Source organism: Nocardioides sp. NPDC057772 (assembly GCF_042798075.1).
Taxonomy (GTDB): domain Bacteria; phylum Actinomycetota; class Actinomycetes; order Propionibacteriales; family Nocardioidaceae; genus Nocardioides.
The window spans coordinates 1-13,077 of record NZ_JBHVKN010000038.1 but is presented as its reverse complement, the minus strand read 5'-3'; the positions used below and the strand labels follow the sequence as shown (position 1 = coordinate 13,077).

The following is a 13,077-nucleotide window of genomic DNA, read 5'->3' as shown; positions in this document are numbered from 1 at the left end:
TCCTCCCCCACGAGGTGTTTTCACACCACACACCGCTTCCCGCGGCCCGGTCCGGCCGGGGCGTCGAGCGTCGGCCGACGTCCCCAGAAACCCCCGGACACCCCCAGACATCCCCAGGCATCCCCACCAGACATCCCCACCAGGCATCCCCCAGGCAGGTCACAGTCGGGTCAATGGCGCAGACGCCCGTAGGCGCTACCCCGTACGGTGTTCCCATAAGCAGGTGTGAGTCGGAAGGACGCGACGTGACGACGCCGTTGGAGGCCCCGGGATCGGGTCCAGTACATGGGGCAGAGATCGAGACATTGGTGCGGGTCGCGGGCCGCATTCGCGACAGCATCGAGAAGGTGATCGAAGGAAAGACCGACGTCGTCGACTCCACGCTCACCGTGCTCCTCGCCGAGGGGCACCTCCTCATCGAGGACGTCCCGGGGGTCGGCAAGACCCAGCTGGCGAAGGCGCTGGCGCGCTCGATCGACTGCTCGGTGCGCCGCATCCAGTTCACACCCGACCTGCTCCCCAGCGACGTCACCGGGGTGTCGATCTTCAATCAGAACAGCCGCGAGTTCGAGTTCCGCCCGGGTGGCATCTTCGCCAACATCGTGGTCGGCGACGAGATCAACCGAGCCTCCCCCAAGACCCAGTCGGCCCTGCTGGAGTGCATGGAGGAGCATCAGGTCACCGTCGACAACGTGACCTACCAGCTGGAGTCACCGTTCATGGTGATCGCGACCCAGAACCCGATCGAGATGGAGGGGACGTACGCCCTCCCCGAGGCGCAGCGCGACCGGTTCATGGCACGGGTCTCGATCGGCTACCCGCCGGTGGGCTCCGAGATCGCGATGCTGGCCAGCCACAGCGCGGCCAACCCGCTCGACGATCTCGACCCGGTGACCGACGCCGCGGAGATCCGCAAGCTCGTCGGCGTCGTCAACCAGGTCTACGTCGCCGACGCCGTGCGCCGCTACACCGTCGCGCTCACCGCCGCGACTCGCACCAACAACGAGCTCGCTCTGGGCGCCTCGCCCCGGGCCAGCCTGCACCTGCTGCGGGCCGCGAAGGCTCATGCAGCCCTGCACGGACGCGAGTTCGTCCTCCCCGACGACGTACGCAGGCTGACCGGCCCGGTCCTTGCCCACCGTCTCCTCCCCAGCGCCTCCGCGGCGATGCACGGCCGCTCGGTCACCGACATCCTCGAGACCGTCGTGTCCGCCGTGCCGGTGCCGCAGGCCTGACCTGCCGGGCCGAGCTCCAGGGAGGAAGCGATGCGCGAGGCGCTGTCCGGGCTGACCGTCCGGGGCCGGGCGTTCCTGGCCGCCGGGATCACCGCGATCGTCTGCGGCATCCTGCTGGACCAGTCGACGTTGTCCAGGATCGGGATGCTGCTGGTCGCGCTGCCGCTGGTCACCGCGGTGGTCGCGGCGTGGGGCCGCTACCGGCTCGCCCTCGTACGCCACATCGAGCCGCACCTGACCGAGGCCGGCCAGCCCGCCAGGGTCGAGCTCACCATCGCCAACGAGGGCCGGATCCCCACCGGGACCCTGCTGCTGGAGGAGACGGTGCCCTACGCGCTGGGCGGTCGCCCGCGCTTCGTGGTCGACCGGATCGGCTTCGGCTGGCGCCACAAGCTCGGCTACCAGATCCGCTCGGAGATCCGCGGCCGCTTCGACATCGGCCCGATGCGGGTGACCGTGGCCGACCCGTTCGGCCTGGTGGAGCTCAACCGCGCCTTCCAGTCCACGCTCCCGTTCACGGTGACGCCGCGGGTGATCCCGCTGCCGTCGACCCCGCTGACCGGCAACGCCACCGCGTCGGGCGACTCCCGGCCGCGGGCGTTCCTCGGCGGCAGCGCGGAGGACGTCACCGTGCGGGAGTACCGCCGCGGCGACGAGCTGCGCCGGGTGCACTGGCGCAGCTCGGCGCGGCTCGGCGAGCTGATGGTGCGCCGCGAGGAGCAGCCCTGGCAGGCCCGGGCCACCGTCTTCCTCGACAACCGGCGCTCGGTCCATCGCGGCCAGGGCGCGGGCTCGTCCTTCGAGCAGGCCGTCGTGGTCGCCGCGTCGGTCGCGGTCCACCTGGTCGAGGCCGGCTATTCCGTACGCCTGGTGACCTCCGCCGGCACCACGCCCGGCACCAACCTCGCCGGCGAGCTCAACGCCGGCTGGCACGACCGTGAGGGCCAGGCCGACGCGGCCGCCCTGCTGGAGGCGCTCGCCGTGGTCGACACCGTCCAGCACCACCGCATCGACGCCTCCTGGATCGGCGAGGCCGGCCAGGGCGGCGTCACCGTGGCGGTGCTCGGCTCCCTCGACGAGGAGGACGCCGGCGTGCTTCGCCGGGTGCGGCACCACACCGGGGCCGCCCTCGCCTTCTCGCTCGCCGTCGACGGCTGGAGCGCGGTGCATCTGGCCCCCGAGCAACGGCGGCCCAGCGGCGTACCTCTGCTCGTCCAGCACGGCTGGAGGGCGGTCGAGCTCGGGATCGGCGACTCGGTGGCGAGGCGCTGGCGCGAGCTCGGCACCCGGGGCGCGGCCGCGGGAGCGGGGGCCGCACGATGATGACCTCCTCCGACGTACGCAGCGTCGTGCCCGCGATGGCGGTGCCGGTGACCTGCTTCGTGACCGTGCTGTTCGCCCTGTCCTCGTGGGGCTCGTTCACCAGCACCCGGTTCTCCTATCTCGGGCCGATCCTCGTCGCCGGGCTGCTCGTCGTCGGCACCGGCATCTCCGCCCGGCTCCTGCGCGTGCACGGCTCGGTCGTGGTGCTCCTGCAGCTGCTCCTCGGCACGATCGCGACCAGCCTTCTGCTCGTGCAGCACCCGTTCCCGGTCACCGCCGGCGGCCGGGCGCGCGTCGAGGCGGCGATGGCCGAGGCCTACTCGGCCTTCAACCCCTTCGATCTGCCCATGTCGGGACCGGAGGTGTCCGCCTACCTCGTCCCGGGCGGCGTGGCGGCGGTGCTCCTGGCCGACGTCCTGGCGGTCTCGCTGCGACGGCCGCCGATGATGGGGCTCGTCGTACTGGGCGTGTTCACGGTGCCGTTCAGCATCATCGGCTCCGGTGGCTGGGGCGGCGTCTCCTGGGTCGTCTTCGTGCTCACCGCGACCGCTTTCCTGGTGATGCTGCGTCTCGACCGCGCCCAGCAGCTCGGCCGCTGGGGGCGGCGCCTCGACGAGGACCTGCCGGCGGTGCCGGCCGCCGGGCCGGCCTTCATCGGCGTCTCCGCGGTCGCGATCGCCCTGCTGACCCCGGCCTGGATGCCCAGCCCGAACGTCACCCTCCCCGGCCTGGGGCCGGGCGACGGCAGCGGCCAGCTGCGGGTGATCAACCCGACCGTCGGGCTCTACGGCGATCTGCGCCGACAGTCCGACGAGGTGATGGTCACCGCGACCCAGGTCTACGACGAGCCGACGGCGCCGCCCTCCTATCTGCGCATTCTCGCGCTGACGAAGTTCACCGGCACGGAGTGGACCCCCGGCAACCGCGACGTCCCCTCCGACCAGACCGGCGTGGCGGTCTTCGAGCCGCCCATGTCCGACGAGACCCTGCTCGGCGAGCCCACGACCTACCAGCTGAAGGCCACCGACAACTTCGAGTCGACCTGGCTCCCGGTGTTCACCCACCCGCTCGAGATCACCGCCAAAGGCCCCTGGCGCTACGACGAGGACACCCTCGACTTCATGTCGACCGAGGGCAGGGACCACACCGTCGCCGGGGAGAGCTGGCGGATGACCGCCGCGCCGGTCGAGCCCTCCCAGGAGCGCCTGCTCGCCGCGGGTGAGCCCGGCATCGGCGCACCGCCGGGCATGACCGACCTGCCGCTGCTCCCCGCGGAGATCGAGCAGATCGCCCTGGAACGCACCGCCGGCCAGGACCGGCCGTTCGCCAAGGCCGTCGCCCTGCAGAACTGGTTCCGCCACAGCGGCGAGTTCACCTACAGCCTGGAGCGCGATGTCGGCACCGACGGCGCGGCGCTGCTGGAGTTCCTGACGACCAACAAGGTCGGCTACTGCCAGCAGTACGCCACCGCCATGGCCGTGCTCGCCCGCGAGCTCGGCATCCCGGCTCGGGTCGCCGTCGGCTTCCTGGGCGGCGACCAGAACGAGGACGGCGTCTGGCAGTTCCGCGGCCGCGACCTCCACGCCTGGCCCGAGCTGTGGTTCGACGACATCGGCTGGGTCCGCTTCGAGCCGACTCCGGCGGCCGCCGACACCCGGGAGCCCCGCTACACCGCCGGTGCACTGGGCAACGCCCGCAACGAGCCGGAGGCTCCCGTTCCCAGTGCCGGCACGAGCGTCGCCCCGGTGCCCAACCGCCCCCAGCGGGAGGCTCCGGACACGCCCGAGGTCGCCGACACCGGCACCGAGGAGTCCAACACCGGGGCCGTCTGGACCGGTCTCGGCATCGTGGCCCTGGTCGGGGCCGTTGCTCTCGCCGCCCCGGCCGTGATCCGGCGCCGTCGGCGTACGGCTCGGCTCGCGGGCGACGCGGAGGCCGGCTGGACCGAGCTCGGCGACACCGCGATAGACCTGGGTCTGCCCTGGACCGGGACCCGTTCACCGCGGGAGGAGGCCACCGCCCTGGCTCCGCACCTGCAGGGCCGCGAGCCGATGCTCGCGCTGCAACGGATCGTGGCCGCCGTCGAGCGCAACCGCTATGCGGAGCACCGCGACACCGCGGCGGTCGGGGACGACGTACGCCTGGTCTCGGCGGCGCTCAGGGAGGAGGCCGACCGGCGGACCCGGCGCCGGGCGGCTGTGTGGCCGGCATCGGTCTTCCGGCGCCGCGCCGCGCCATCCCCCGAGGCGCCGTCGACGCGGTCCGAGCGGGAGCTGATCTCCTCCTAGTCGAGGCCGGGACCGGTCTCGACGAGGACGGTCCCCCACTCCTCTTCGTGCCTGGACCCGGCACCCCGACCGGGCACCACCGGTCGCTACCCGACCCGTCGCGCCGGAACGCCTGCCCACACCTCGCCCGGACCGGTCGACTCCAGGAGCACCGCGTTGGCGCCGATCGTCGTACCCGCACCGATGACAAGCCCGGAGTGCGGCGCCAGCACCTTCGCCCCGGCACCGATCAGGACCCCGTCACCGACCCTGATCACCGGCCAGTCGCCGACCGGTACGGGGGTGCGTACGTCGGACATGCCGATGGTGACCTGGTGCAGCACGGTGACGTCGTCTCCGATCTCGGTCGCCGGATGGATGATGGTGCCGACGCCCCTGTGCAGGAACGTGAAGCGCGCACCGACCCGCACCGTCAGGGGGAAGTCGATGTGAAACACCAGGCCGAGCACCAGCCTGGCCAGGCGGCCCAGCAGCGGGCGCTCGCGCCAGTACACCAGTCGGGTGGTCAGGTCCATGTGGGTCCTTCCGAGGGGGGTCGGCTGTGCCAGGTTAGTGGGGGGCGGCAGGATAGAGGCCCGCGGGACAAGGAGTCGGGAGTTCACGGTGAAGATCGCGCTCATACACAGCTACTACTCCTCGCGGGTCCCCAGCGGCGAGAACCTGGCCGTCGACGCCCAGGCCGCGGTGCTGCGGCAGGCCGGGCACGAGGTGGAAGTGCTGGCCCAGTCGACCGATGATCGACTGACCCGCCGCGGTTATCCGCTCGAGGCGGCGCTGACCGCCATGACCGGACGCGGCCCGAGCCCGTTGGAGGATCTGCGCGCCTTCGGTCCCGACCTGGTGCACGTGCACAACCTGTTTCCGAACTTCGGGCGCACCTGGCTGCGCCGGTGGGACGGACCGCTGGTCGCGACCCTGCACAACTACCGACCGCTGTGCCCGGGGTCGACACTGTTCCGTGACGGGGCGGTGTGCGTGGAGTGTCCGTCCTCGGGGTCGGTGCGCCCGGCCGTGCGGCACGGGTGCTTCCACGAGAGCCGGCCCGCGACCCTGCCGGTCGCCCTGGGCACGAAGTTCGCCCGCGACCCGGTGCTGGAACGAGCCGATGTCCTGGCCACCCTCAGCTCCGGCATGTCCCGGCTGTACACCGACGCGGGCGTGCCCGCACACAAGCTGCTGGTGCTGGAGAACTTCGTGGCCGAGCCGCCGCGGCCCGGGCCCGGTGGCGACTACTGGCTCTACGCCGGCCGGATCGAACCGGAGAAGGGTCTGCCCGCCCTCATCGCGCAGTGGCCGCAGGGGCAGCGGCTGCTGGTCGCCGGGGAGCCTCCGGTGGGCCTGCTGCCCGCACATCCGGACGTCGAGCTGCTGGGCCGGCTGTCCCGGGATCGGTTGCGCGAGGTCATGGCCGGGGCCCGGGGCCTGGTGTTCCCGTCGATCTGGCCCGAGGCCCTGGCCCTGGTGTGTCTGGAGGCGCTCGCGGTGGGCACCCCGATCGTCACCTTCGACGACATCCCCGCCGGCGTCGCGGTCGCCGAGCTCGGCATCGGCGTGGCCGGTCCGCGCGCCGACCTCGCCGGGCTGCTGACGCGGGCGCACGCCGAGCTTCCTGGGCTCCGCGAGCATTGCGTCACCGTCTTCGGCGAGCGGTTCACGCCGCAGGCCTGGCTGCGCCGAGCCGAGGACCTCTACCGCGAGGCGATCGACCGGTCGCTGTCGCGGGCACATCGGTGATCAGCCCGCCACGGCCTCCACGTACAGCGAGCCGGGGCGGTACTCCGTACCGTCCGGCTCCTGGTCGAGGCCGGTCTCCGGCCAGCCCGGGATCCGGCTCGTGCGATGGTCGACCACGTCGACGTCCGTGAAGCCGTGCTCGGTGAGCACCGCGCGCAGGTTCACCCGGTCCCACATCCACTGGTGGGTCTCGCCGCGGCGGCGGGCGTCGCCGAGCAAGGTGTTCTCCAACCACCGGCGCGCACCCCGCTGGGCGGAGGTGCCCGCGGCCTCTCGGCGCACGCTCTGCTCGAGGAGCCCGTGCACGAACCTGTCGTGGCCGTCGGCCGCCGCCTCGCCCCGGTCGACCGCGTCCAGGTCGGCCAGGTAGCGGCGCACCTCGAGCTCGAGGTCGGGCACCACGATCCGGTGCACGCCGCCGGGCCGGAGCACCCGTCGGATCTCAGCAAGGAATCCGGGCACCGCGGCCCGGTCGATGTGCTCGAGCACGTGGGAGTGGTAGACCGCGTCGACGGTGCCGTCGTCGTAGGGAATGCCGCGGCGCAGGTCATGGCAGACCAGCTCGCCGGCCATCGCGTCGTAGCGCGCCCGACGCTCGCCCCGCAGCAGCAGGGGCGCGACTCCGCGGCCGAGGCGGGAACGCTTCAGGCGCAGCGCCACCGCCCAGTCGATGTTGACGGCCGACGGGCTGGTCCGGGTGCCGCAGCCGAGGTTGAGCAAGGTCATGAGAGATCCTCCTGGGTCGGGGGCGGGGTGCTGGCAGTGGCGCCTGTGCCGAGCAGGTCGGCGAGCGCCGACTCGAGGTCGGCAAGCGGGACCATGAGGTCGTCGTAGACGCGGTTCATCACGGTGCCCTCGGGGCGTATCTCGGCCGGTGCGACGAGGTAGCGGTACACCGACCCCGGGATGTTCGCCGTGATCGCCCAGTAGCCGGGGTTGAGATACCCGGGCGCGAACAGCTCCAGCACCCTGACCCCTGGACGGCAGAAGTTCAGGTTGGTCAGGCCGGCGCCGTGCGGAGCCACGATGACCTCGGCTGCCGCGAAGTGGTCGATCTGGTCCTGCACGGGATGCGCTCCCGGGTCGAAGACGGTGAACCCGTGCCGAGCCAGCAGGCTCACGACCTCGGCCTCGTTGTCGACGCGGCGGGTGTGTTTGCGGCTGCCGCGGGTGACATAGAGGCGCCGAGGCAGACCGGTCGTACGCCGGGGCGGCAGGTTCGCCCGCAACCAGTCGGTCGTCCACTGCGGGGCCCTCGTGTGGGGGTTGTTGATGCACGGCACGAAGAGCCGCTCCGCCCGGTAGGCCGTGCGCCGGCCGGGCTCCAAGGTCGGTACGTCACCCAGGCCGACCAGCGCGAGCAGCTCGCGTGCGTAGGTCGTGTTGCGGTTCACCAGGTATCGGTCCGGACGCACATCGGGCAGGCACTCGCGAAAGACGCCCAACCGGGGCAGCAGGTCCATCACCACGTGGTAGTAGTTGCCCCAGGTCCCGCGGGTGGCCAGGGACAGCAGGCTGCCGTCGACGCGTTGGGCCTCGGGGAGGCGGCGACGCAGGTAGATCGGATGCTCCCGCCAGCCGTCGACACCGAAGTAGGTGCTGGTCTCGTAGTCGAGGATGCCGCCCGGCGTGATGTGCGCGCCGTCCCGGCCGACGACCAGACCCTGGTCGATCTCCAGCGTGAACCGAGCGGGCACGTCGAAGCGACGTACCTGATCGAAGAACCAGTGCCCCTCGGGCGTGCCCTGCGGCATCGGCCGGCGCAGCTGCTCCCCCGGGCCGCCCGGGTGGAGCCGCACCGCCCCGGGCTCGAGCGCAACGGTCTCGACGGAGCTGTCGGTGCCCCGGGCCGGAACCGAACGCGGACCCGGACGCCGGGCGGCCGCCCGGCGGGTCACGGCGCCGACGCGGCGCGTGGCGAGCCGGTGGGCACGCTTGACCAGGGGGAAGGCGGGCTCCAACGGGGCCGGAAGTCGTGGCATGACGGCTCCTCAGCGTCGCAGCCAGGCGGTGCCGAGACCCTCGTCGGCAGCCTCGATCCGGGTCACGACCAGGCCCACGGCCGCGAAGAACCGCGCCAGCTCGGCCCAGCTGCGGCCGGGAACGGGGTGGTACTCGATCACCACCCGCTGCACGCTCGCCCACGACGCCGGGTCGCTGCTGAGCACGATGTCGTACTCCGCGCCCTCGGTGTCGATCTTGACCAGATCGACCCGCCCACCGGCCTGCGCGACCGCGGCACCGAAGGTCGTGCACGGCACCTCGACCACCGTGGTCGAGCCGGCGGGGGCGGTGACGCCGTTCAGGCCGCTGCCGCTGCCGTTGTCGGCGAACTCCATGATGCCCACGTGCTCGGTCACCGCGAGGTGGCGCGGAAAGACGCGCTCGCCGAGGTCGTTGCCCGCGATGTTGCGGCGCAGCCAGTCGGCCGTGGTCGGCGAGGCTTCGAACGTGTGGATCGTGGCCTTCGGCGCATGCCTGGCCAGCGCGGTGGAGAAACAGCCGATCTGACCGCCGATGTCGAGGGCGACGAAGTCATCGCGCAACCCCTCGGTCAGCTCGGCGAGCCGGTAGGCGTCCTCGATGAAGAGCTCATAGACGGGCACCCGCGCGCCGGCGACGTTGGGGCAACGCACCGTTTCCCCGGAGCGGAGCTCGAAGACGAGCTCCTCGGTTCCCCATCGGGTCGGCCCGGTGGCTATCTGCCAGAGCACCTGGAGGCCGTTGGCGAAGCGTAGCGACTGCCTGATCCGCCGGGCGGCGAGGCGGGGTGTCCTGATCATGAGACCTCCAGGTCTGCGGGGCGTGTGGCCGGAGATGGGGCTGCTTCGGGGGGCGTCGGCTGGTTCGGGACAGGCGGCGGTTCGTCGTCCTCGGTCGCCCGGCCCGCCAACAGGCACAGGGCGATGCCAGCACCCACGAGGCGATCCCAGAGGCTGGCGGTGATCAGGCCGACCGCGCCGTAGGCAGCAGCGGCGTAGGCGAGCCGGTGCATCGGCCCCCTGGTCAGCAGCGGGGAGACGAACGGCCAGAAGATCATGAGGTATCCCACCAGCCCGAACAGCCCGGTGGTCACCGCGATCTGGAGATAGATGTCGTGCGCCTCGAGCGCGTTGGCGAAGCCGTTGCCGGCCAGCGGGCGGGCGAGGAAGTCATGCAGGCCGTCTTGGATCGCGACCTTGCGGATCTGGTCCGACGTCCGCGCCGTCTCGTCACCCTGGAGACGCGCGAGCGCGGATCCCTCGCCGCTGAGGCTGACCATTCGTTCGAACGAGAAGAAGGCGAGCAGAGCGGTCCAGGCGATGGCGTACGCCGCGGCGAAGGAGCGCTCGATCAGCGGGTAGAGCAGCGCGATCAGGGCGATGGCGACAATCGCCGCGCGGCTGCCGCTCATCAGGCCGGCCGCCACGAAGACTCCGCCGGCGCCGACTGCCGCCACCTTGCCGATGGATCCCGACCGGTGGGCCAGGTGGACCAGCAGCCCGGCGGCGATGACCGCGGCCAGCCCGAAGAGGTTCGGGTGGGTCGACAGCCCGACGTACCGTCCGGTGTCGATCGGGCCATCGATGACGCCGACCAGGGTGCTGACCACCTGCCCAGCGACGTAGGCCCAGGCCAGACGGTCGATCACAGCGCCGGTGGGTCGCCATGCCGCGAACGCCAGCGGCAGCGCGACGACGGTGGCCAGCAGCCTGGACCCGTAGTTGAGACTGGTGACCGGGTCAGCGCTGAGCAACGAGGCCGTCACCGTGGCGACGGCAAGGATCAACGCCCCGATCGCGAACGTCACCGGCAACCGGAGCCGGCGGTGGCTGATGCTGGGTGCCAGCAGCGCGAAGCCGAGGACCAGGAAGAGGTCGCAGTAGGTGACGATGTTGAGGCCGGGGATCGGACGCAGCTCGTTCATCGGCGCGGTGAACAGGGCAAGCGTCACCATCACGCCACCGGCGCGTTCGGCGCCGAACAGCACCGCACCGGTCAGGAGCGCGACCAGGCACAGGGCAGGCAAGGCCAAGGCCGGCCACAGGCAGATCACCGCGACCACAGTCGGCGCGAGGATCGCTCCGCCGAGCAGCGGCTTCACCGTGGCTGTCATCGCCGAGTGCCCGCCGGCTCAGACGCTCGCCGTGGCGCGCTGCCGCAGCACGGCGACCGCGACCCCGAAGAGGACACCGATCACCAGGCCGAGGCCGATGTTCAGGCTCCACCGCGGCGTCGTCGCACGGTCCGCGAGCGAGGCCGGGCTGGTCACCGACAGCCGGAAGGTGGACTTGCCCTTCCGGTCGGCCGACTCGAGGGCGTGGACGTAGGCGGGAAGCTCCGCGGCGATGGCCCCGGCGAGACGCTGGGCCTTCTTCGGGTCGGTGTCGGTCGCCGTGATGTCGATGACCGCGGTGTCGGGGAGCACCTCGGCTGAGACCTTCGCGGAGACCTCCTGCGGCGTGAGGCCGAGGTCGTGCTTCTTGATGGCCCTGGCAGCGAGATTCTCGCTGCCCACCAGGGCGGCGTACGACTTGGTGCGCTGGCCGGCGAAGATGCTGAACGCGTACGCGTCGGCCGCGTTCTCGACGTCGGAGCTCACGAAGAGCTGCGTGTGCGACTCATAGGTCTCATCGCTCGAGAACGAGAGCGTGACGGCAGCCATCAGTCCCAGGAGAGCGAAGCCGATCACGGTCATCCATTCCCTGGCGGCCAGGTGAGAGATCTCGGGGTTCTGCAAGGGACACCTTCCGTGGGATTCGGGTTGTCTGACAACGAGGTCGGCACCGCTTCGTCACGCGAGGCCCGGGTCGCAACTTCGCCGCGGACCCTACACGTAACCAGACGTGCAACATTGAGTGATCCACATTGTGTAACTACGAGTTACAAGCTTCGTTATGCACCGGGGGTCGAGTAAGGACATTCAGATGACGGAGCACCAGCTCACCGCACCGATAACCAAACATTCCGCCGGAGCCGCGAGAGGCATCAGCCGGGAACGGACCCGGCCCGACCTCAACCGCAAGCTGTTGCCGCTGCTCGTGGTCGTGGTCGTCTGCGACGGCCTCGCTCTGGGGGTGGCCGCGGCCGGGACCCTGGCCTGGACGGCCGGCGGCGAGGAGGTCGCCGTTTGGTCCGACAGCATCGCCCTCATCCCGTGGGCGATGCTGGCATGGTTCACCTGCCTGGCCACCCGCGGCGCCTACACCCGGCGGGACTTCGGCGGCGGTACCGAGGAGTTCCGCAGAGTCACCCGCGCCTCGCTCTTCGCGTTCGCGCTGGTGGGAACGGCCGCGTTCCTGCTGCACAACCACGTGTCCCGACTCGGCCTCTGGCTGTTCTTCGGGTCGGGCACCGTGCTGTTGCTGGTGATGCGGTATGCCGTACGCAAGGTCATCCACCGCCTGCGGGACCGAGGCCTGCTGCAGATCCGCGTGGTTGCCGTGGGCGCGGCGGGCGCGCTCCCGGACGTCGTCGCCGCCTTCGAGCGGGTGAGCTACACGGGCTACTCCATCGTCGGGGTGTGCCGGTCGGAGAGCGAGGGTGAAGCAGGACGGATACGCCCTGACTCGGTGCGCGGGGTGCGAGAGCTGGGCACCGTCGACGGCATCGTCGCCGCCTGCGAGGCCGTCGAGGCCGACATGGTGCTGGCCCTGCCCGGCCTGGAGTCGTCGGACACCCTGCGCAAGCTCGGCTGGGCGCTGGAGGGCACCTCCATCGGACTGGCGGTGGTGCCGAGCCTGCTCGACGTCGCCGGCCCCCGGATCCACATGCGCCGGGTGGAGGGCCTCGCCCTGGTCTACGTGGACGAGCCCCAGTTCGGCCGCGCCGGCGGGCGTTTCAAGCGGACCTTCGACATCGTGGTGGGCACGGCGCTGATCGCTCTCGCGTCGCCGGTGATGCTCGCCGCCGCCGCCGTGGTCAAGCTGTACGACGGTGGCCCGGTGTTGTACCGACAGGAGCGCAGCGGCCGGAACGGGGAGCACTTCTCGATGCTCAAGTTCCGCAGCATGAGCGAGGACGCGGACGAGCGGCGGGCAGAGCTGATCGACTCGATGGCCGAGGACGGGCAAGTGCTCTTCAAGCTGCGAGACGACCCCAGGGTGACCCCGGTCGGCAGGTTCCTGCGGCGCTACTCGATCGACGAGCTGCCGCAGCTGTTCAACGTGATCCGAGGCGAGATGAGCTTGGTGGGCCCACGCCCGCCGTTGCCGGAGGAGGTCGAGTGCTACCCCGAGGAGATGCACCGACGGCTGCTGGTGCGGCCCGGCCTCACCGGGCTCTGGCAGGTCTCTGGCCGTAGCGACCTACCGTTCGAGGAGGCGGTGCGGATGGACCTCTACTACGTCGACAACTGGTCGATGACGACCGACATGGTGCTGCTGCTGAAGACGGCACGAGCCGTCCTCACCCCCCAAGGGGCCTACTGACCTGATGCCGCCGAGATGTCGTACGACAACGTCCATGCCCGCATGCCGGGTACCCAGGGGCGGACAGATCCAGGGGCGGACAGATGC

General features: G+C 71.3%; 11 protein-coding genes. 5 read left to right on the top strand and 6 right to left on the bottom strand.

Annotated elements, in window-relative coordinates; genetic code table 11:
• Window positions 1–245: 245 nt before the first annotated feature.
• From ACFVJS_RS09470 to ACFVJS_RS09460, 3 genes are read left to right on the top strand one after another with little or no spacing between them, the layout of a single operon-like run.
• The gene (locus ACFVJS_RS09470) at window positions 246–1,235 is read left to right on the top strand and encodes an AAA family ATPase (protein ID WP_378878755.1); all 990 of its coding nucleotides are present in this window, start codon (window positions 246–248) and stop codon (window positions 1,233–1,235) included.
• A gap of 30 nt (window positions 1,236–1,265) precedes the next feature.
• A complete protein-coding gene (locus ACFVJS_RS09465; RefSeq protein WP_378878753.1) occupies window positions 1,266–2,558 on the top strand; it encodes a DUF58 domain-containing protein in 1,293 nt (430 codons plus the stop codon).
• Window positions 2,555–4,846 (top strand): transglutaminaseTgpA domain-containing protein, encoded by a 2,292-nt coding sequence (locus ACFVJS_RS09460; protein ID WP_378878751.1) that lies wholly within the window; start codon window positions 2,555–2,557, stop codon window positions 4,844–4,846. Before ACFVJS_RS09465 ends, ACFVJS_RS09460 begins: the two co-directional genes overlap by 4 nt.
• An 86-nt stretch (window positions 4,847–4,932) precedes the next feature.
• Here the strand turns inward: ACFVJS_RS09460 and ACFVJS_RS09455 are convergent, their stop codons facing one another.
• Window positions 4,933–5,361 (bottom strand): serine O-acetyltransferase, encoded by a 429-nt coding sequence (locus ACFVJS_RS09455; protein WP_378878749.1) that lies wholly within the window; start codon window positions 5,359–5,361, stop codon window positions 4,933–4,935.
• Between the two features lie 88 nt (window positions 5,362–5,449).
• Here ACFVJS_RS09455 and ACFVJS_RS09450 point away from each other — a divergent pair, with 88 nt between their 5' ends.
• Window positions 5,450–6,580: a glycosyltransferase family 4 protein gene (locus ACFVJS_RS09450; protein WP_378878747.1), complete on the top strand. Its 1,131-nt coding sequence runs from the start codon at window positions 5,450–5,452 to the stop codon at window positions 6,578–6,580.
• Here the strand turns inward: ACFVJS_RS09450 and ACFVJS_RS09445 are convergent, their stop codons facing one another.
• Genes ACFVJS_RS09445 through ACFVJS_RS09425 form a run of 5 tightly spaced genes read right to left on the bottom strand, consistent with a single transcriptional unit; the run spans window position 6,581 to window position 11,300 of the window.
• Window positions 6,581–7,306, bottom strand: a complete 726-nt coding sequence (locus ACFVJS_RS09445; RefSeq protein ID WP_378878745.1) for a class I SAM-dependent methyltransferase — start codon at window positions 7,304–7,306, stop codon at window positions 6,581–6,583.
• Window positions 7,303–8,562, bottom strand: a complete 1,260-nt coding sequence (locus ACFVJS_RS09440) for a glycosyltransferase family 61 protein (RefSeq protein WP_378878743.1) — start codon at window positions 8,560–8,562, stop codon at window positions 7,303–7,305. Before ACFVJS_RS09440 ends, ACFVJS_RS09445 begins: the two co-directional genes overlap by 4 nt.
• Before the next feature lie 9 nt (window positions 8,563–8,571).
• On the bottom strand, window positions 8,572–9,363 hold the full coding sequence (locus ACFVJS_RS09435) for an FkbM family methyltransferase (RefSeq protein ID WP_378878741.1): 792 nt from the start codon (window positions 9,361–9,363) through the stop codon (window positions 8,572–8,574).
• Window positions 9,360–10,676, bottom strand: a complete 1,317-nt coding sequence (locus ACFVJS_RS09430) for an O-antigen ligase family protein (protein ID WP_378878739.1) — start codon at window positions 10,674–10,676, stop codon at window positions 9,360–9,362. The genes ACFVJS_RS09435 and ACFVJS_RS09430 overlap by 4 nt, the downstream gene beginning before the upstream one ends.
• 18 nt (window positions 10,677–10,694) lie before the next feature.
• Window positions 10,695–11,300 (bottom strand): YveK family protein, encoded by a 606-nt coding sequence (locus ACFVJS_RS09425; RefSeq protein ID WP_378878737.1) that lies wholly within the window; start codon window positions 11,298–11,300, stop codon window positions 10,695–10,697.
• Window positions 11,301–11,487: 187 nt separating this feature from the next.
• Here ACFVJS_RS09425 and ACFVJS_RS09420 point away from each other — a divergent pair, with 187 nt between their 5' ends.
• A complete protein-coding gene (locus ACFVJS_RS09420) occupies window positions 11,488–12,990 on the top strand; it encodes a sugar transferase (RefSeq protein WP_378878735.1) in 1,503 nt (500 codons plus the stop codon).
• The last annotated feature ends 87 nt before the right edge of the window (window positions 12,991–13,077 follow it).